This is a genomic window from Burkholderia stagnalis, assembly GCF_902830275.1.
GTDB classification, from domain to species: domain Bacteria; phylum Pseudomonadota; class Gammaproteobacteria; order Burkholderiales; family Burkholderiaceae; genus Burkholderia; species Burkholderia stagnalis.
The window spans coordinates 229,923-248,224 of the sequence record NZ_CADESW010000006.1; the positions used below are offsets into that span (position 1 = coordinate 229,923).

Genomic DNA, 18,302 nt, shown 5'->3' on the forward strand with positions numbered 1-18,302 from the left:
CGCCCCGAGCCAGGCCGGGTCGGCCGATCGGCCATGCTTCGCGATAGCCCGCAAAAATCGAACTGGTCCAATTTCGCCCGACCACCCGCTTGACGTAATTTTTCGCCTGTACAAGTCAAGTCGAGGTGAACAGGTGAATGCCAAGTTTCGGTTGTATCAAGCGCGCGCCGGCAGGCGGCTCGCGCAATCCGCGCTACTCGCGGGTGCGGTGGTGCCGTGGCCGTCGTCAGTGGCCGAGGCTTCCGATGGCAGCGCACAACGCGCGGACGGCGTCGCGCACGAAGTCGCGCCCGGCGACTATTCGACGACCGCCCCTCTCAGGCCGGTGTTTTCCGCCGTCAACGGCGGCGTGCTGACCACCACCGGCAAGACGCGCCTGTTCTCGTCCGGCAACGGCGCGAGCGGCGCCGCCGTCGAAGGCGCAAGCTCGCGCATCGAAATGCGCGACACCGAAATCCGCACCCGCGGCATCCTCGGCGCCGGCATCGACATCCGCCTGGGCGGCAGCGTGCTCGCCGAGAACGGCTCGATCGATACCGACGGCGACTACGCGCACGGCGTCTACGTCGATGTCGGCGGAAGCCGTGCCGACATCGCCGGCAGCGCGATCGTGACGCGCGGGAGCGAAGCCCATGGCATTGCGGTGAATAACGCGCCCGGCGCCATCGCGAACGTCGCCGATACGCTGGTCCGCACCGGCGGGCAATTTGCCTATGGTGTGTTCGTCAGCTACGACGACGTCCACGCGACACTGGCGCGCACCGACATCCGGACAACCGGCGACTTTGCATCGACGCTGTTCATGCCGGGCGCCTCCGTGGCCACATTCAGCGACTCGCGCCTGGAAACCGACGGCTACGCCGCGACCGGCGTGGACACGCGCAAAGGCCAGGTCGAACTCGCCCGCACGCGCGTCTTCACGCACGGCGAAAGCGCGCATGGGCTTTACACGTCGAAGGAGCAGCAATCCGACCCGACGCCGCTCGTCCGGGCGACCGATACGCACGTCGTCACGAGCGGCGCGCGCTCGATCGGCGCGGTCGCGCGGCTCGGCGGCCGCGTCGAGATGACGGGCGGCGGCATCGCGACGAGCGGCGAGCGAGCCTACGGCATGCTGTCGAGCGGCGCAGGCTCGATCGCCTCGATCGCGGATGGCGTCGTCACGACGGGCGGCCGAGACGCCGCCGCGCTCCATGCAGGCAGAGGCGGCACGATCGACCTGCTGCGCACGGACGTGCGCGCGACCGGCGACGGGGCATACGCCGCGGCAGTCTACGGCGGCAGGCTGACCGTCGATGGCGGCTCGCTCATCAGCGAGCAGCACGGTGCGATCGGCGCAGCCGGCGCGATCGTCTCGCTGCGCAACGGCGCGCGCGCCGCCGGCGGCAACGGCACGCTGCTGTCCGTCGACGCGCAATCCGGCGCGCCGGTCCGGCTGACGCTCGATAGCGGCGCGCAGGCGGCCGGCGACATCGTGAACCAACCGACCGACGACGGCAGCCCGACACTCGCCGTAACCGACGTCGCACTGTCCCGTGCGGCAGCATGGGCCGGCGCGACGGACGCGGTCCGCGCACTGTCGCTCGACTCCGACAGCCGCTGGACCGTCACCGCCGATTCGACGGTCGGATCGGTCGTGCTGAACGACTCGACCATCGCGTTTTCCGGGCCCGACGCCAGCACACCGCGCGTGCTTGCCGTCACCGGCGACTATGCAGCCCGGAACGGCAGGCTGCTCATCCATACGACGCTACGCGACGACGCATCGCCCACCGACAAACTCGTGATCGACGGCGGGCACGCGTCGGGCAATACGGGGATCGTCGTGAAGCGCACGGGCGGCGAAGGCGCGCAGACGACGGTCGGCATTCCGGTCGTCGAGACCCGCAACGGCGGCACGACCGACACCGCGGCATTCGCGCTCGACGCGGCGTCGGACGGTTACCGGAACGGCTTCGGCACGCTTTCCGCAGGCGGCTACGACTACATGCTCGCACGCGGCGGACAGGGTGGCCGGGCGGAAGACTGGTATCTCGTGTCCACGGCGAAGCCCGAGCCGCCTCCCGAGCCGCCGATCCTCCCTGGCGACGGCGGCGACGAATCCTCGATCGGCAAGGAAACGACACCGCCGCCCCGCGCCATCGCACCGGAACCCGACGCCTATCTGGCCAACGCCGATGCGGCCGCGATGATGGCGATCCATACGCTGCATCAGCGTGAGGACCGCTCGCTCCGCTCGGCCTCCGGCGCGCCGCGCCCGCTCGACGGCGCCGCCTGGCTGCGCGCCGAGGGCCAGTTCACGTCGATGTCGGGAGGCAACCGCGGCGTGTCGGGCAACGGCCGCCTGATTCACGCGGGCGCCGATCTGCTCCGTTTCGACGACGGCCGCGGCGGCAGCATCCGGGTCGGCGCGATGGGCATGTACGGCAGCCAGACGAACTGGTCGACACGCCCGCTGTGGAACGCGATCGAGCAGCGGATCACGGACGCCACCGCACGCGGCAGCGTCGCCGGCTACAACGTCGGGCTGTACGGCACGTGGTACGGCAACCGCGACATCCTGTCCGGCCCCTACGTCGATGCGTGGTTCATGTATGGCGCCTACGCGAACAGCGTCGGCGGCAGCCTCGCGGCCGATTCGTACCGGTCGCGTACCGTCACGGGCTCGATCGAGACCGGCTATTCGCTCCGCTTCTACGAGCGCGGCGACACGCGCTTCTTCGTCGAACCCGAGGCTCAGCTCGTCGTATCCGACTATCGCGCGGACGCGCACGACACCCCCGGCGGCCGCCTCGACGGCCAAGGCGCCACCGACGTGCTCACCCGCCTGGGCGTACGTGTGCATGGCGTGACTGCGATGTCGTCCGGACGCGAACTTCGGCCGTTCATCGAAGCGAACTGGTGGCACGGCCCGGGCTCGCGCTCGCTGACGCTCGACCGAAATGCATTCTCGTTCAGCGTGCCGCGCGACCGGGCGGCAGTCCGGATCGGTGCGACCGGGCAGGTGGCCCGGCAATTCTCGGTATCGGCGAGCCTCGGCGTGGAAGGGAATCTGTCCGACTACTCGGTGGTGAAGGGCCAGCTTTCGGCGAAATACCGCTGGTAACGCCGAGCCGACGGCCCGCGGGGCGCGAAATCCGCGCCTCGCGGAATTCCGCTATACTCTGCCGACCTGCCGCCCCCTTGGCGGCGGGTCGGAAGCGCGCCGATTTGCTGACTCGATTGCGGGCGCGCGAACCGGCCGGAACGTTGATGTGTCTTCGTCCCGGCGGTTCACTACAAATGCGGCTAAAGAGGTCGTCAGCCGCGCATCTTCGACTCCGCGCATCGCCGACACCGTTTAGCCGCCCAGTCATAAGGCGGAACGAATGGAATCGATCGGCATCGTCGCTCCACAGACCATGCACTTCGCCGAACCGCTGCGCTTGCAAAGCGGCAGCGTGATCGGCAACTATCAGCTCGTCGTCGAGACGTACGGCGAGCTCAACGCCGCGCGCTCGAACGCGGTGCTCGTCTGCCACGCGCTCAACGCGTCGCATCACGTCGCCGGCGTCTACGCGGACGACCCGCGCAGCGCCGGCTGGTGGGACAACATGGTCGGCCCCGGCAAGCCGCTCGACACCAACCGCTTCTTCGTGATCGGCGTGAACAACCTCGGCTCGTGCTTCGGCTCGACCGGCCCGATGAGCATCGATCCGTCGACCGGCAAGCCGTACGGCGCGCGCTTTCCGGTCGTCACCGTCGAGGACTGGGTGCACGCGCAGGCGCGCGTGGCCGACGCGTTCGGCATCGAGCGCTTCGCCGCGGTGATGGGCGGCAGCCTCGGCGGCATGCAGGCGCTCGCGTGGAGCCTGATGTACCCGGAGCGCGTCGCGCACTGCATCGACATCGCATCGACGCCGAAGCTGTCCGCGCAGAACATCGCGTTCAACGAGGTCGCGCGCTCGGCGATCCTGTCCGACCCCGACTTCCACGGCGGCGACTACTACGCACACGACGTGAAGCCCAGGCGCGGCCTGCGCGTCGCGCGGATGATCGGCCACATCACGTATCTTTCGGACGACGACATGGCCGAGAAATTCGGCCGTGCGCTGCGCCGCGCCGACGGCGCGCTCGACGCGTACAACTTCAGCTTCGACGTCGAGTTCGAGGTCGAGTCGTACCTGCGCTACCAGGGCGACAAGTTCGCCGACTACTTCGACGCGAACACCTACCTGCTGATCACCCGCGCGCTCGACTACTTCGACCCGGCCAAGGCGTTCGACGGCAACCTCACCGCCGCGCTCGCGCAGACCAAGGCGAAATACCTGATCGCGAGCTTTTCGACCGACTGGCGCTTCGCGCCGGCGCGCTCGCGCGAGATCGTGAAGGCGCTGCTCGACAACAAGCGCACGGTGAGCTACGCGGAGATCGACGCACCGCACGGCCACGACGCGTTCCTGCTCGACGACGCGCGCTATCACAACCTGATCCGCGCGTATTACGAACGAATCGCCAACGAGGTGGGTGCATGAACCAGCAGGCGCTGAATTCCCTGTCCGCGCGCGCGGACTTCCGCACGATCGCACGCTGGGTCGAGCCGCGCTCGACCGTGCTCGACCTCGGCTGCGGCGACGGCTCGCTGCTCGCGCTGCTGATGGAAGAACTGGACGTCACCGGTTACGGCATCGAGCTGAACGACGCCGGCGTGCTCGCGAGCGCGAAGAACGGCATCAACGTGATCCAGCAGAATCTCGAGGACGGCCTGCGGCTGTTCGAAGACCACAGCTTCGACATCGCGATCCTGTCGCAAACCTTGCAGACGATCCACCAGACGGCCGCGATCCTGCGCGAGACGGCGCGCGTCGGCCGCGAGTGCATCGTGTCGTTCCCGAACTTCGGTTACTGGTCGCACCGTCTGTCGGTGCTGCACGGCCGGATGCCGGTGTCGAAATCGCTGCCGTACCAGTGGCACAACACGCCGAACGTGCGGGTGCTGACGATCAAGGATTTCGAGGCGCTCGCACCCGAGGTGGGCGTCACGATCCTCGACCGCGTCGTGCTGCACGAAGGGCAGCCGATTCGATGGGGAGCGAACTGGCGTGGTAGTCTTGCTGTCTACCGAGTCAGGCGCAGCTGAGCCGGCGCGCCGCCGTTGACGGACGGTGCGGCCGGCCAGGTGCGACCGGTCAAGGCATGGCCGGTCAGGTCAGGCCCGGCTGGTCTGGCCCTGCCCGCGCCGCACGGGCGGCCGCCATGTTGCGCCGCCTCCCCCGCCGCCATAACGTCAACGCTACCCAGTTTCTGTCCATGTCGAAAACGCCACACGAGGCGCCCGCACTCACCGCTCACGAGGATCACCCCGGCTGGCGAGCCTTCCTGAACACGCACATGCTGATCTGCGTGTTCCTCGGCTTCACGTCCGGCCTGCCGCTTTTCACGCTCGTCTACCTCGTGCAGGCATGGCTGCGCTCGGAAGGCGTCCAGTTGAAGGAAATCGGCCTGTTCGCGCTGATCCAGTTCCCGTATACGTGGAAATTCCTGTGGGCGCCGCTGATGGACCGCTACCTCCCGCGCCTGCCCGGCTGGCGGCCCGGGCGCCGGCGCGGCTGGATGCTGCTCACGCAGGTGCTCGTCGCGGGCGCGATCGCCGCGCTCGGCTTCGTGTCGCCGCGCGATTCGATCTGGACGGTCGCCGCGCTCACCACGCTCGTCGCGTTCTTCGGCGCAAGCGCGGACATCGTGATCGACGCATATCGCCGCGAGTTGCTGCGCGATACCGAACAGGGCCTCGGCAACGCGGTGCACGTGAACGCGTACAAGCTCGCCGCGCTGATCCCCGGCTCGCTCGCGCTGATCCTGTCCGATCACCTGCCGTGGGACGTCGTGTTCGCGATCACCGGCGCGTTCATGCTGCCGGGCATCGTGATGACGCTGCTCGTGCGCGAGCCGGACGTGGTCGGCGCGCCGCCGCGCAACCTGCGCGACGCGATCGTGCTGCCGTTCCGCGAATTCATCCAGCGCGACGGCTGGGCCGGCGCGCTGCTCGTGATCGCGTTCATCTTCCTGTTCAAGATCGGCGACACGATGGCGACGACGCTGTCGACGTCGTTCTTCCTCGACATCGGCTTCTCGCGCACGGAGATCGGCATCGTCGCGAAGACCACCGCGCTCGTCGCGAGCGTCGCCGGCGGGATCATCGGCGGCGTCTGGCTCGTGAAGATCGGCATCGGCCGCGGGCTGTGGATCTTCGGCGCGCTGCAGATGGTGTCGACGCTCGGCTTCGCGTGGCTCGCGCAGGTCGGCCCCGGCTCGGCGGTGCTCGCAACGCTCTACGACTTCACGGTCGCCTCGAGCCACGCGATCGCGTCGGTACTGTCGGTCGTCGGCATCGAGGTCACGCCGCAGCTCAGCCCGATGACGGTGGCGCTCGCGCTCGTCTACGGCTTCGAAACCTTCACGACCGGCCTGACGATGGCCGCCTTCGTCGCCTACATCGCGAGCACGACCGACCCGCGCTACACCGCGACGCAGTTCGCGCTGTTCACGAGCCTCGCGTCGGTGCCGCGCACGCTCGCGTCCGCGGCGAGCGGCTTCATCGTCGCGAAGACCGGCTGGTTCGACTACTTCCTGCTGTGCACCGTGCTCGCGATCCCCGGCATGCTGCTGCTGTTCAAGATCGCGCCGTGGCGCGGCAGCGCGCGCAATGGCGAGGCGACCCGTGCGCAGTGACCGCTTGCGCCGCCTCGCGCACCTGGCCGCATCGCTGAGCGTCGGCGTCGCGGCGCTCGGCACGGGCGCCGCGCACGCAGGCGATGCGGGTTCCGCCGCGGCGCCCGGCTCCGCACCGTCGGCCACGCCGGCGCCGGCCACGCCCGCGCCATCCGCACCGCCCACCGCCGCCGAGCCCGCGCAACCGACCGGCGCCGCCGCGTCTGCAAAGGCCTACACGCCGACGCCGCAGCAGGTGCGCTTCGGCAACGCGGTCGCGTTCCGCACGTTGATTCCGTCGCCGGTGCTCGAGCAGCTGACGGCGAACGAATACGCGCAGATCGTGCAGGCGGCCGCGCAAGGCAACCGCCTGCTCGCCGAGAACCAGCCGCGCGTGAAGCGCCTGCGCGCGATCGTCGCGAAGCTCGCGCCGTATTCGGTGAAATGGAACGACCGGGTCAAGACGTGGACGTGGGAGGTCAATGCGATCCGCTCGCGCGACATCCGCGTGTCGTGCCTGCCCGGCGGCAAGATCCTCGTGTACGGCGGCATGCTCGACCGCATCCGCCTGAACGACGACGAACTCGGCGTGCTGCTCGCGCACGGCATCGCGCACGCACTGCGCGAACACGCGCGCGGCAACTTCAGCGATCCGTCGCAGACGTCGCTGCGCGCGGCGACGCTGCCGCCGCTGTTCGGCGTCGGCGACCCGCTGCCGCCGCCGCTGAACCTCGACGGCCGCCTGCAGACGCTGCGCTACGACCCGACCGACGAGACCGAAGCCGACGTGATCGGCGGCGACATCGCCGCGCGCGCGGGCTTCGACCCGCGCGCCGCGATCACGCTCTGGGACAAGCTGGCGGCCGCGACGCGCGCGAACCGGGAAACCGGCTACATCTATACGCATCCGTACAGCACCGCGCGCCGCCAGGATCTGCTGAACCGGCTGCCGGACCTGATGCCGCTGTACGCGAAAGCTACGGCCAAGCGCATCGAGACGCTACCCGACTACGCGGGGATCGGCGCGCAGCGGCGCAAGGTCGCGCGGCGCTGAACGGGGGGGCGCGCTATGCGCCGACCTTCGGCTCGACCGACAGATCGACGGCCGCGCGCTCCTCGAGCGTGCGGCTGCCCGACCCGCGCATCCAGCGTACCTCGTCGCCGGGGCTGCGGCCGAACAGCCGCTTGAACTCGCGGCTGAACTGCGACGCGCTCGCGTAACCGACCCGCGCTGCCGCCGCGCCCGCGCTCATCCCGTCCTGCACCATCATCAGCCGCGCCTGGTGCAGCCGCGCGGCCTTCACGTATTGCATCGGCGACGTCGCCGTCACGCTCTTGAACTGCGCATGGAACACCGCGACGCTCATGCCGGCTTCCCGCGCGAGCGTGTCGACGTCGAAATCGGCGGTCAGGTCCGCGTGGATGCGGCGCAGCGCCCGCGCGATGCGGCCGAAGTGATGCTGCTGCGCGAGCGCCGCGCGGATCGCGTCGCCCTGCGCGCCGGTCAGCACGCGGTACGCGATCTCGCGCATGATCGACGGGCCGAGCACGCGCATGTCGTGCGGCGAAACAAGCGCCTCGAGCAGCCGCAGCACCGCATCGGCAAGTGGCGCGTCGAGCGGCGTCGAATACACGCCGCGCGGCTCGCTGAGCGCGACGCCGCGCGTCTCGTCGAGCAGGATCGACAATTCGGCGATCACCGCGAGATCGACGCGGATCGAGATTGCGAGAAACGGCGCGTCCGCGCTCGCGGATGTCTCGCATTCGAACGGCAGCGGCACCGACAGCACGAGATACTGCTGCGCGTCGTAGACGAACGACTGATCGCCGAGATAGCCGCGCTTGCGCCCCTGGCAGACGACGATGATGCTCGGCTCGTACAGCACCGGCATGCGCGGTATCGGCCGGTTCGCGCGAATGAAGCGCACGCCGTCGATATCTGCCGCCGCCATGCCTTCGTTCGGCGCGAGGCGCGCGAGCAGGTCGATCATGCGGCGCTGTACACGGTTGCCCGTGTCGGCGAAAAGGGGCTGGAAGCTCATCGGCGCGATCCGGTCCGGCAAGAGAAACAGGCTTGCAATGTAGCACTTTGACACCGTTTTAGCGGGGTGTTGGCCGCACTTCGAGAGAAATAGGCAAATCTTCGAGACCTTCAGGTATTTCGTGTCGACATGGCGCTCCGTACGATGGCGTCCTGCCTTGCCGCGCCGCCACATGGCGCGACGGCAGCGACTTTTGCCGAACCAGGAGCCCCCGCATGAGCACAACCTATGCCTACGCCGCGACCGACGCCCGGTCGCCGCTCGCCCCGTTCGAATTCCAGCCGCGCGCGCTGCGCGATCTCGACGTGCAGATCGAGATCCTGTATTGCGGCGTGTGTCATTCGGATCTCCATCAGGCCCGCAATGAATGGAAGAACACGATCTATCCGGTCGTGCCCGGCCATGAAATCGTCGGCCGCGTGCGCGCGACCGGCCCGCAGGTGTCGCGCTTCAAGGCCGGAGATCTGGTCGGTGTGGGTTGCCTCGTCGATTCGTGCCGCACCTGCCCGAGCTGCGCGGAAGGGCTCGAGCAGTATTGCGAGAACGGTTTCGTCGGCACCTACAACGGCCGCGACCGCGTGAGCGGCGACGTGACCTACGGCGGCTATGCGACGCAGATCGTCGTCGACGAGGCGTTCGTGCTGCGCGTGCCGGACACGCTCGATCCGGCCGGCGCCGCGCCGCTGCTGTGCGCGGGGATCACCACGTATTCGCCACTGCGCCAGTGGAACGTCGGCCCGGGCAAGAAGGTCGGCATCGTCGGGCTCGGCGGCCTTGGCCACATGGGCGTGAAGCTCGCGCGCGCGATGGGTGCGCACGTGGTGCTGTTCACGACGTCGCCGTCGAAGGTCGAGGACGGCAAGCGGCTCGGCGCGCACGCGGTGGTGATCTCGAAGGATGACGCGCAGATGCACGCGCACCTGAACAGCTTCGACTTCATCCTGAACACGGTCGCCGCGCAGCACGACCTGAACCCGTTCCTGCACCTGCTGAAGCGCGACGGCACGATGACGCTGGTCGGCGCACCGGAGCACGACCATCCGTCGCCGCAGGTGTTCAACCTGATCTTCAAGCGCCGCCGTCTCGCGGGCTCGCTGATCGGCGGCATCGCGGAAACGCAGGAAATGCTCGATTTCTGCGCCGAGCACGGGATCACGTCGGATATCGAGACGATCCCGATGCAGCAGATCAACGCGGCTTACGAGCGGATGCTGAAGAGTGATGTGAAGTATCGGTTCGTCGTCGATATGGCGTCGCTCCGCGCGTAACGCGGCCGCTGCACCAAGCAAAACGGGCCGCGACATACGCGGCCCGTTTTGCTGGCGACTTGCATCCGCGCCGTACGCGGGCAGCACTTACTTGTAGTCGTAATCCACCGTCAGCGGCGCATGGTCGCTGAACTTGATGTCCTTGAAGATCGACGTGCTTTTCGCAGTGCCCGCGATACCCGGCGTCGCGATCTGGTAGTCGATCCGCCACCCGACGTTCTTCGCATACGCCTGGCCGCGGTTGCTCCACCACGTGTATTGCTCGGCGCGCGGATCGAGCGTGCGGAACACGTCGACGTAGCCGACGTCGTCGAACAGCTTCGTGAGCCACGCGCGTTCTTCCGGCAGGCAGCCGGAATTCTTCTGGTTGCTCTTCCAGTTCTTGATGTCGATTTCCTTGTGGACGATGTTCACGTCGCCGCACAGGATCACCTCGCGCTTCTTCTTGAGCGCAGCGAGGTGCGGCATGAACTCGTCCATGAAGCGGTACTTCGCCTGCTGGCGCTCGTCGCCGCTCGAGCCGGACGGCACGTACACCGACACGACCGACAGCTTGCCGTAGCGCGCCTCGACGTAGCGCCCTTCCGAATCGAATTCGCTGCTGCCGAAGCCGATGATCACGTCATCGGGCTCGTGGCGGCTGTACAGCCCCGCGCCGCTGTAGCCCTTCTTCTCGGCATGGTGGAAATAGCTCCTGAAGCCGTGCGGCTCGACGAATTCGGCCGGCAGGTCGTCGGCCGACACCTTGATCTCCTGCACGCACACGCAATCGGCGTTCTGCTCGCCGAGCCAGTCGAAGAAGCCTTTCTTCGCGGCGGAGCGGATGCCGTTCAGGTTGGCGGTAATCACACGCATCATGTCGGGTTCCCGTTCAGTATTCTCTGGTTTCTATCGTAGCCGGCCGCGCTCAGCGGATCTTCACGCCTTCCAGCTCGGGCTTGGGCGGCGGGAATTCCAGCTTCATGTCGGTCAGCGTGCGCAGCAGCAGCTCGGCGATCATCACGTTGCGGTGCGTCTTCGAGTTCGCCGGAATCACGTACCACGGCGCGTGCTCCGCCGACGTCGCGGCGAGCGCGTCGCGATACGCGCCCTGGTACGCATCCCAGTGCTTGCGCGCGTCGAGGTCGGCGATGTCGAACTTCCAGTGCTTGGTCGGATCGTCGACCCGCGCCTGCAGCCGGTCGCGCTGCTCGTCCTTCGAGATGTGCAGGAAGCACTTGACGATCGTCGTGCCGTTCTCGACCAGCATCGTCTCGAAATCGCGGATCTGCCGGTAGCGGCGCTCGCACTCCTTCTCGTCGATCACGCCCAGCACGCGCGGCACGAGCACGTCTTCATAGTGGCTGCGGTTGAAGATCGCGAGCTCGCCCGCCGACGGCACCTGTGCATGCACGCGCCACAGGAAGTCGTGCGCGGCCTCGATCGGCGTCGGCGCCTTGAACGACACGACGCGCAGGCCGAGCGGATCGACCTCGCGGAACACCGCGCGCACGGTGCCGTCCTTGCCGCTCGTGTCCATGCCCTGCAGCACCAGCAGCACGCGCTTCTTCTGCTGCGTGTGCAGCCGCTCCTGCTGCACGTCGAGTTCCATCGACACGGCCGACAGCCGCTCGCGGTCGGTTTCCTTCGCACCCGACGAAAACGGCTTCACGGACGGATCGAATGCGTCGAGCGTGAACGCCGCGGCGTCCTTCTCGCGCGTGTGGTACGGCACCCGGTAGTCGTCGAGCGACGGTTGTTTCGCCATGCGTTCCTCCGTGTGACGGCGCGCACGCCGCGTGCGCGCCAGTTGCAACGGGCCGCCCCGAACAGGTTCGGCGGCGGCCCGTCATCAAGCGCGGGTCAGGCGCGTGCGCCGCTTACCCGAGCTTCTTCTTCAGCAGTTCGTTGACCTGCTGCGGGTTCGCCTTGCCCTTCGTCGCCTTCATCGCCTGGCCGATCAGCGCGTTGAACGCCTTTTCCTTGCCCGCACGGAATTCCTCGACCGACTTCGCGTTCGCCGCAAGCACCTCGTCGATGATCGCCTCGAGCGCGCCGGTGTCGGAAATCTGCTTCAGCCCCTTCGCGTCGATGATGCGGTCGGCCGCGCCTTCGTCGGCGGCCTTCTCGTCCCACATCGTCGCAAAGATTTCCTTCGCGATCTTGTTCGAGATCGTGCCGTCCGCAATCCGCTGCAGCACGAGCGCGAGCTGGGCGGCCGACACGGGAATCGCGTCGATCTCGATGCCGTCGCGGTTCAGCTGCGACGACACGTCGCCCATCAGCCAGTTCGCGGCGATCTTCGCGTTCGCGGCGCCGGCCTTGGCGACCACTGCCTCGAAGTACGCGGCCATCGCCTTGCTCGACGTCAGCACGCCCGCGTCGTACGCGGACACGCCGTACTGCTCGACGAAGCGCTGCTGCATCGCGGCCGGCAGCTCGGGCATGCCGGCCTGCACGCGCTCCACCCAGTCCGCGCCGATCACGAGCGGCATCAGGTCCGGATCGGGGAAGTAGCGATAGTCGTGCGCGTCTTCCTTGCTGCGCATCGAGCGCGTTTCGCGCTTGTCCGGGTCGTACAGGCGGGTTTCCTGCACGACCTCGCCGCCGTCCTCGATCAGCTCGATCTGGCGGCGCACCTCGTAGTTGATTGCCTCTTCGAGGAAGCGGAACGAGTTCAGGTTCTTGATCTCGGCGCGGGTGCCGAACTTCTCCTGCCCGACCGGTCGCACCGACACGTTCGCGTCGCAGCGGAACGAGCCTTCCTGCATGTTGCCGTCGCAGATGCCGAGCCACACGACGAGCCCGTGCAGCGCCTTCGCATATGCGACCGCCTCGGCCGCGCTGCGCATTTCCGGCTCGGTGACGATCTCGAGCAGCGGCGTGCCCGCGCGGTTCAGGTCGATGCCCGTCATCCCGGCGAAGTCTTCATGCAGCGACTTGCCCGCATCTTCTTCCAGATGCGCGCGGGTCAGGTTGACGGTCTTCGAATACGCTTCCTTGCCGGCCTTTTCATTGGCGGGCACCTGGATCGTGATCTGGCCGCCCTGCACGACCGGAATCTCGTACTGGCTGATCTGATAGCCCTTCGGCAGATCGGGGTAGAAATAGTTCTTGCGCGCGAAGATGCTGCGCGGCGCGATGGTCGAGCCGATCGCGAGGCCGAAGCGGATCGCCCGCTCGACCGCGCCGCGGTTCAGCACCGGCAGCACGCCCGGCAGCGCGAGGTCGACCGGACAGGCCTGCGTGTTCGGTTCCGCGCCGAACTGCGTCGGCGCGCCGGAGAAAATCTTCGAGACGGTCGACAGCTGCGCATGCGTCTCGAGACCGATGACGACTTCCCATTGAGTCATTGCTTACACCCCCGCCGGAACTTGCTTGTGCCAGCCGGTCGCGCGCTGGAACGCGTCGGCGACCTGCAGCATCCGGGCTTCGTTGAAATAGTTGCCGATGATCTGCAGGCCGACCGGGCGCTGCGCATTCGCGCCCGCGCCGAAGCCGCACGGCACGCTCATGCCGGGCAGGCCGGCGAGGCTCACCGACAGCGTGTAGATGTCCGCGAGATACATCGCCACCGGATCGTCGCCCTTCGCGCCGAGATCCCATGCGACCGTCGGCGACGCCGGGCCCATGATCACGTCGCAGGACTTGAACGCTTCCTGGAAATCCTGCGCGATGATGCGGCGGATCTTCTGCGCCTGCAGGTAGTACGCATCGTAGTAGCCGTGCGACAGCACGTAGGTGCCGACCAGGATGCGGCGCTTCACCTCGGGGCCGAAGCCCTCGGCGCGCGACTTCTTGTACATGTCGAGCAGGTCGCCGTACTGGGCCGCGCGGTGGCCGTAGCGCACGCCGTCGAAGCGCGACAGGTTCGACGACGCTTCCGCCGGCGCGATCACGTAGTAGACGGGGATCGACAGCTCCGTCTTCGGCAGCGACACCGGCACGAGCGTCGCGCCGAGCGCCTCATACTGCTTGAGCGCCGCGTCGATCGTCGCGCGCACGTCGTCGGCGAGGCCGTCGCCGAAGTATTCGTTCGGCAGGCCGATGCGCAGGCCCGCGAGCGGCTTCGCCGCATCGTTGCCCGGCGCCCACGGCTGGCCGAGGTGGCGCGTGAAATCCTCGTCGTCGTGCTCGAGGCTCGTCGAGTCGCGCTCGTCGAAGCCGGCCATCGCGTTCAGCAGCAGCGCGCAGTCGGCCGCGCTCTGCGCCATCGGGCCGCCCTGGTCGAGCGACGACGCGAACGCGATCATCCCGTAGCGCGACACGCGGCCGTAGGTCGGCTTGATGCCCGTCACGCCCGCGAACGACGCGGGCTGGCGGATCGAGCCGCCGGTGTCGGTGCCGGTCGCGGCCGGCGCGAGGCGCGCGGCGACGGCGGCCGAGCTGCCGCCCGAGCTGCCGCCCGGCACCGCGTGGGTGTCCCACGGGTTCTTCACCGGGCCGAACGCGGAGTTCTCGTTCGACGAGCCCATCGCGAACTCGTCCATGTTGGTCTTGCCGAGCGTGACCATGCCGGCCGCCTGCAGGCGGGCGACGACGGTCGCGTCGAACGGGCTCGCGTAGTTCGCGAGCATCTTCGAGCCGGCGGTCGAGCGCCAGCCGCGCGTGACGAACACGTCCTTGTGCGCGATCGGCAGGCCGGTGAGCGCGCCGCCCGCGCCGCGCGCGAGCTCGGCGTCGGCGGCCTTCGCCTGCGCGAGGGTGAGGTCGGCGTCGACGTGGACGAACGCGTTCAGGTGCTGCGCGGCGTCGATCCGTTTCAGGTAGTGCTGCGCCAGCTCGACGGCCGAGCATTCCTTGGCGGCGAGCGCGGCGCGCAGTTCGGTCAGGCTTTTTGCGTGCATTGAGTGGTTTTCCTGGGAATTCTGGGTCGCGCGCCGCGCGAAACGGCGGGCGCGCTTGTCATCGAACGCTTACTCGATCACCTTCGGCACGAGGTACAGGCCGTCCTGCACGGCCGGCGCCGGACGCTGGTTGTCGTCGCGGTTCACCGTTTCCGTGACGGCGTCGTCGCGCAGCCGCTGCGCAACCGCCTGAATCTGCTCGATCGGGTGGGCGAGCGGCGCGATGCCGGTGGTGTCGACTGCCTGCATCTGCTCGACGAGGCCGAAGAATTCATTGAGCTGGCCGAGCGTATGCTCGGCGTCGGCGTCGGCCATTTCGAGCCGCGCAAGGTGCGCGATGCGTTTCACATCGGTCAGGGTCAGGGCCATGCGGTCACCGGAAAACAAGGCGGCGCGGCACGCGAAAACCGGTGCCGCGGCGGGGGGTTGGAGGGTACGATCCCGCCCTCAAAAATCGGGTACGAAGCGGCAAAAATACCGCCCGTTTCGATTCAAATACGGCGAAATTATAAGGTATCATTACGCGTTCGACCCAAACCCGGCAGCCTTTTCCCGCACCGTTTCGCCCTGTTCCGGCCAGCCGTGCGGGCATGGTGCGACTCCCGGTAGACTTCACTCGCAGCTTCGAGCGCCGCGGCGGCCGCTTCCGCCACGATCCGAGGCTGTTATTTTTTCCGCTGCCGCCCTCAGCGCTCGCTATGAAGGGCCGGCCCAGAGCGAAACAGGATTCTGAATGTTCGGTTTTTTGCGCAGCTACTTCTCCAACGATCTGGCGATCGACCTCGGCACCGCAAACACCCTGATCTACATGCGCGGCAAGGGCATCGTGCTCGATGAGCCGTCGGTCGTGTCGATCCGCCAGGAAGGCGGCCCCAACGGCAAGAAGACGATCCAGGCGGTCGGCAAGGAAGCCAAGCAGATGCTCGGCAAGGTGCCGGGCAACATCGAGGCGATCCGCCCGATGAAGGACGGCGTGATCGCCGACTTCACCGTCACCGAGCAGATGATCAAGCAGTTCATCAAGACGGCCCACGAGTCGCGCATGTTCTCGCCGTCGCCGCGCATCATCATCTGCGTGCCGTGCGGCTCGACCCAGGTCGAGCGCCGCGCGATCAAGGAAGCGGCCCACGGCGCCGGCGCGTCGCAGGTCTACCTGATCGAGGAGCCGATGGCAGCCGCGATCGGCGCCGGCCTGCCGGTGTCGGAAGCAACGGGCTCGATGGTCGTCGACATCGGCGGCGGCACGACCGAAGTCGGCGTGATCTCGCTCGGCGGCATCGTCTACAAGGGCTCGGTGCGCGTCGGCGGCGACAAGTTCGACGAGGCGATCGTCAACTACATCCGCCGCAACTACGGCATGTTGATCGGCGAACAGACCGCCGAAGCGATCAAGAAGGAAATCGGCTCCGCGTTCCCGGGCTCCGAGGTCAAGGAAATGGAAGTGAAGGGCCGCAACCTGTCGGAAGGCATTCCGCGCAGCTTCACGATCTCCAGCAACGAAATCCTCGAGGCGCTCACCGATCCGCTGAACCAGATCGTGTCGTCGGTGAAGATCGCGCTCGAGCAGACCCCGCCGGAACTGGGCGCCGACATCGCCGAGCGCGGGATGATGCTGACGGGCGGCGGCGCGCTGCTGCGCGACCTCGACCGCCTGCTCGCGGAAGAAACCGGCCTGCCGGTGCTCGTCGCCGAAGATCCGCTCACCTGCGTCGTGCGCGGTTCGGGCATGGCGCTCGAGCGCATGGACAAGCTGGGCAGCATCTTCTCGTACGAGTGATCGTCTAGCAGTCTCCTGACATGACGCACCCGCGGCGTGGCCGGCTCGCTCGTTTAGAACGAACCGCCGCGCCGTTTGCGCGTCTGAGCTTCATTTAACCGATCATTCGCGCCCGGCGCCGACCATGGAATACAGTCCGCCGCCCCTCTTCAAGCAAGGCCCGCCCGCGCTCGCGCGGCTCATCTTCTTCGTCGCCGTCGCGATCGCACTCCTGGTGTCGGACGCGCGCTTCAACACGCTCGAAATCGTCCGCGGGGTGCTCGGCACCGTGCTGTATCCGCTGCAGCGCGCGGCGCTCGTGCCGCGCGACCTGTTCATGGGCGCGGCCGAGATCGCCACCTCCGGCGCCTCGCTGCGCCACGAGAACGACCAGCTGCGCGCGCGCAACCTGCAACTGTCGACGCAGGCCAACCAGGCCGGCGTGCTCACGCTGGAAAACACCCACCTGCGCGCGGTGCTCGAGCTGCGCCAGCACATCGCGACGCGCTCGACCCCCGTCGAGATCCAGTACGACACGGCCGACCCGTTCACGCAGAAGATCGTGATCGGCCAGGGCATGCAGCAGGGCATCCAGGTCGGCGCGCCGGTGGTCAGCGAGGACGGCGTCGTCGGTCAGGTCACCCGCGTGTTCCCGCTGCAGGCCGAAGTCACGCTGATCACCGACCGCGATCTCGCGATTCCGGTCCAGGTGCTGCGCACCGGCCTGCGCAGCGTGATCTACGGCACCCCGCGCGGCGATTCGCTCGACCTGCGCTTCGTGCCGACGAGCGCCGACCTCGTCGCCGGCGACGAGCTCGTCACGAGCGGCCTCGACGGCGTCTATCCGCCGGGCCTGCCGGTCGCGAAGGTCGCGCGCGTCGACAAGCTCGCCGACACCGCGTTCGCGCGCGTGACCTGTGCGCCGGTCGCCGCGGTGCGCGGCGCGCGGCAGATGCTGGTGCTGCATTACCAGAACGACATCCCGCCGCGCCCCGAGCCGGAGCCGGCCGCCGACAAGAACGCGAAGGGCGGCAAGAAGGCCGCGAAGGGCGCCGCGAAGCCGGCCGACAAGGCCGCCGGCGCCGGCGCCCCGGCCCAGCCGGGCGCGAATGCCGCACCCGCCGCACCCGCCGCACCCGCCGCGCCGACGAAACCCGCCGCCGCGCCCGCGAAGCCCGCGGCAGGGCAGCCAGGAGCCCAGCGATGAACCGTCCGCAATACATCCTGCAGCCGGTCAACCCGTACTTCATCGTCTTCAGCCTCGCCGCCGCGTTCCTGCTGAACCTGATGCCGTGGGGCCGCCTGCCCGGCGTGCCCGACTTCGTCGCGCTCGTGCTGCTGTTCTGGAACATCCACCAGCCGCGCAAGGTCGGGATGGGCGTCGCGTTCGCGCTCGGCATCCTGATGGACGTGCACGAAGCGGGCCTGCTCGGCGAGCATGCGCTCGCCTACACGCTGCTGTCGTACGGCGCGATCACGATCCATCGCCGCGTGCTGTGGATGCCGATCGGCGTGCAGGTGCTGTACGTCACGCCGCTGCTCGTCGTCGCGCAGCTCGTGCCGTTCGTGATCCGCCTGCTGATGGGCGCCGCGTTCCCCGGCTGGCGCTACCTGGTCGATGGTTTCGTCGAGGCCGCGCTGTGGCCGATCGCGAGCCACCTGCTGCTGATGCCGCAGCGCCGTCCGGTCGATCCGGACGACACGCGCCCGATCTGAGCGC

Annotated in this window: 15 protein-coding genes; 9 read left to right on the forward strand and 6 right to left on the reverse strand. The window is 68.1% G+C overall.

From position 1 onward, the window contains the following. The first annotated feature begins 133 nt into the window (after nucleotides 1-133). The 5 genes from HWY45_RS13735 (at nucleotide 134) to HWY45_RS13755 (ending at nucleotide 7,744) form a co-directional block, all read left to right on the forward strand. Nucleotides 134-3,106 (forward strand): autotransporter family protein, encoded by a 2,973-nt coding sequence (locus HWY45_RS13735; RefSeq protein WP_059881926.1) that lies wholly within the window; start codon nucleotides 134-136, stop codon nucleotides 3,104-3,106. A 262-nt stretch (nucleotides 3,107-3,368) separates the two neighbouring features. Then, nucleotides 3,369-4,514: a homoserine O-succinyltransferase MetX gene (gene metX, locus HWY45_RS13740; protein WP_059881928.1), complete on the forward strand. Its 1,146-nt coding sequence runs from the start codon at nucleotides 3,369-3,371 to the stop codon at nucleotides 4,512-4,514. Beyond that, the gene (gene metW, locus HWY45_RS13745; protein WP_059563676.1) at nucleotides 4,511-5,119 is read left to right on the forward strand and encodes a methionine biosynthesis protein MetW; all 609 of its coding nucleotides are present in this window, start codon (nucleotides 4,511-4,513) and stop codon (nucleotides 5,117-5,119) included. The genes metX and metW overlap by 4 nt, the downstream gene beginning before the upstream one ends. A 170-nt stretch (nucleotides 5,120-5,289) precedes the next feature. Continuing rightward, entirely contained in the window at nucleotides 5,290-6,711 is a 1,422-nt protein-coding gene (locus HWY45_RS13750; protein ID WP_059881931.1) for an AmpG family muropeptide MFS transporter, read from the forward strand. Beyond that, nucleotides 6,701-7,744, forward strand: coding sequence for a M48 family metallopeptidase (locus HWY45_RS13755; protein ID WP_059882063.1), 1,044 nt, complete (start codon nucleotides 6,701-6,703; stop codon nucleotides 7,742-7,744). Before HWY45_RS13750 ends, HWY45_RS13755 begins: the two co-directional genes overlap by 11 nt. A 13-nt stretch (nucleotides 7,745-7,757) precedes the next feature. On the opposite strand, the gene HWY45_RS13760 is transcribed toward HWY45_RS13755, so the two are convergent. Next, nucleotides 7,758-8,732, reverse strand: a complete 975-nt coding sequence (locus HWY45_RS13760) for an AraC family transcriptional regulator (RefSeq protein ID WP_059882065.1) — start codon at nucleotides 8,730-8,732, stop codon at nucleotides 7,758-7,760. A 215-nt stretch (nucleotides 8,733-8,947) separates the two neighbouring features. Here HWY45_RS13760 and HWY45_RS13765 point away from each other — a divergent pair, with 215 nt between their 5' ends. After that, complete coding sequence (locus HWY45_RS13765) at nucleotides 8,948-10,000, forward strand: NAD(P)-dependent alcohol dehydrogenase (RefSeq protein WP_059881933.1); 1,053 nt, start codon at nucleotides 8,948-8,950, stop codon at nucleotides 9,998-10,000. An 87-nt stretch (nucleotides 10,001-10,087) separates the two neighbouring features. On the opposite strand, the gene HWY45_RS13770 is transcribed toward HWY45_RS13765, so the two are convergent. The 5 genes from HWY45_RS13770 to gatC form a co-directional block, all read right to left on the reverse strand. Next, nucleotides 10,088-10,858 (reverse strand): exodeoxyribonuclease III, encoded by a 771-nt coding sequence (locus tag HWY45_RS13770; protein ID WP_059563673.1) that lies wholly within the window; start codon nucleotides 10,856-10,858, stop codon nucleotides 10,088-10,090. A gap of 49 nt (nucleotides 10,859-10,907) precedes the next feature. Beyond that, entirely contained in the window at nucleotides 10,908-11,747 is an 840-nt protein-coding gene (locus HWY45_RS13775; RefSeq protein WP_059881935.1) for a polyphosphate kinase 2 family protein, read from the reverse strand. Nucleotides 11,748-11,859: 112 nt separating this feature from the next. Further along, a complete protein-coding gene (gene gatB, locus HWY45_RS13780; protein WP_059563672.1) occupies nucleotides 11,860-13,332 on the reverse strand; it encodes an Asp-tRNA(Asn)/Glu-tRNA(Gln) amidotransferase subunit GatB in 1,473 nt (490 codons plus the stop codon). A 3-nt stretch (nucleotides 13,333-13,335) separates the two neighbouring features. Next, entirely contained in the window at nucleotides 13,336-14,826 is a 1,491-nt protein-coding gene (gene gatA / locus HWY45_RS13785) for an Asp-tRNA(Asn)/Glu-tRNA(Gln) amidotransferase subunit GatA (protein WP_059881937.1), read from the reverse strand. 69 nt (nucleotides 14,827-14,895) lie between these two features. Continuing rightward, a complete protein-coding gene (gatC, locus tag HWY45_RS13790; RefSeq protein WP_017334616.1) occupies nucleotides 14,896-15,195 on the reverse strand; it encodes an Asp-tRNA(Asn)/Glu-tRNA(Gln) amidotransferase subunit GatC in 300 nt (99 codons plus the stop codon). Nucleotides 15,196-15,559: 364 nt separating this feature from the next. Here gatC and HWY45_RS13795 point away from each other — a divergent pair, with 364 nt between their 5' ends. The 3 genes from HWY45_RS13795 (at nucleotide 15,560) to mreD (ending at nucleotide 18,298) form a co-directional block, all read left to right on the forward strand. Then, nucleotides 15,560-16,603 (forward strand): rod shape-determining protein, encoded by a 1,044-nt coding sequence (locus tag HWY45_RS13795; RefSeq protein ID WP_004189550.1) that lies wholly within the window; start codon nucleotides 15,560-15,562, stop codon nucleotides 16,601-16,603. Between the two features lie 124 nt (nucleotides 16,604-16,727). Beyond that, complete coding sequence (gene mreC / locus HWY45_RS13800) at nucleotides 16,728-17,789, forward strand: rod shape-determining protein MreC (RefSeq protein ID WP_059881938.1); 1,062 nt, start codon at nucleotides 16,728-16,730, stop codon at nucleotides 17,787-17,789. Further along, nucleotides 17,786-18,298 carry a rod shape-determining protein MreD gene (mreD, locus tag HWY45_RS13805; protein ID WP_017334618.1) on the forward strand — a complete coding sequence of 171 codons (513 nt, stop codon included), beginning with the start codon at nucleotides 17,786-17,788 and terminating at the stop codon, nucleotides 18,296-18,298. The genes mreC and mreD overlap by 4 nt, the downstream gene beginning before the upstream one ends. Nucleotides 18,299-18,302: the final 4 nt, after the last annotated feature.

What these genes read in the sequence shown, in the direction of transcription:
- metX (WP_059881928.1), top strand. Translation starts at nt 3,369, where the DNA reads ATGGAATCGATCGGCATCGTCGCTCCACAGACCATGCACTTCGCCGAA.
- metW (WP_059563676.1), top strand. Translation starts at nt 4,511, where the DNA reads ATGAACCAGCAGGCGCTGAATTCCCTGTCCGCGCGCGCGGACTTCCGC.
- HWY45_RS13750 (WP_059881931.1), top strand. Translation starts at nt 5,290, where the DNA reads ATGTCGAAAACGCCACACGAGGCGCCCGCACTCACCGCTCACGAGGAT.
- HWY45_RS13760 (WP_059882065.1), bottom strand. Translation starts at nt 8,732, where the DNA reads ATGAGCTTCCAGCCCCTTTTCGCCGACACGGGCAACCGTGTACAGCGC.
- HWY45_RS13765 (WP_059881933.1), top strand. Translation starts at nt 8,948, where the DNA reads ATGAGCACAACCTATGCCTACGCCGCGACCGACGCCCGGTCGCCGCTC.
- HWY45_RS13770 (WP_059563673.1), bottom strand. Translation starts at nt 10,858, where the DNA reads ATGATGCGTGTGATTACCGCCAACCTGAACGGCATCCGCTCCGCCGCG.
- HWY45_RS13775 (WP_059881935.1), bottom strand. Translation starts at nt 11,747, where the DNA reads ATGGCGAAACAACCGTCGCTCGACGACTACCGGGTGCCGTACCACACG.
- gatB (WP_059563672.1), bottom strand. Translation starts at nt 13,332, where the DNA reads ATGACTCAATGGGAAGTCGTCATCGGTCTCGAGACGCATGCGCAGCTG.
- gatA (WP_059881937.1), bottom strand. Translation starts at nt 14,826, where the DNA reads ATGCACGCAAAAAGCCTGACCGAACTGCGCGCCGCGCTCGCCGCCAAG.
- gatC (WP_017334616.1), bottom strand. Translation starts at nt 15,195, where the DNA reads ATGGCCCTGACCCTGACCGATGTGAAACGCATCGCGCACCTTGCGCGG.
- HWY45_RS13795 (WP_004189550.1), top strand. Translation starts at nt 15,560, where the DNA reads ATGTTCGGTTTTTTGCGCAGCTACTTCTCCAACGATCTGGCGATCGAC.
- mreC (WP_059881938.1), top strand. Translation starts at nt 16,728, where the DNA reads ATGGAATACAGTCCGCCGCCCCTCTTCAAGCAAGGCCCGCCCGCGCTC.
- mreD (WP_017334618.1), top strand. Translation starts at nt 17,786, where the DNA reads ATGAACCGTCCGCAATACATCCTGCAGCCGGTCAACCCGTACTTCATC.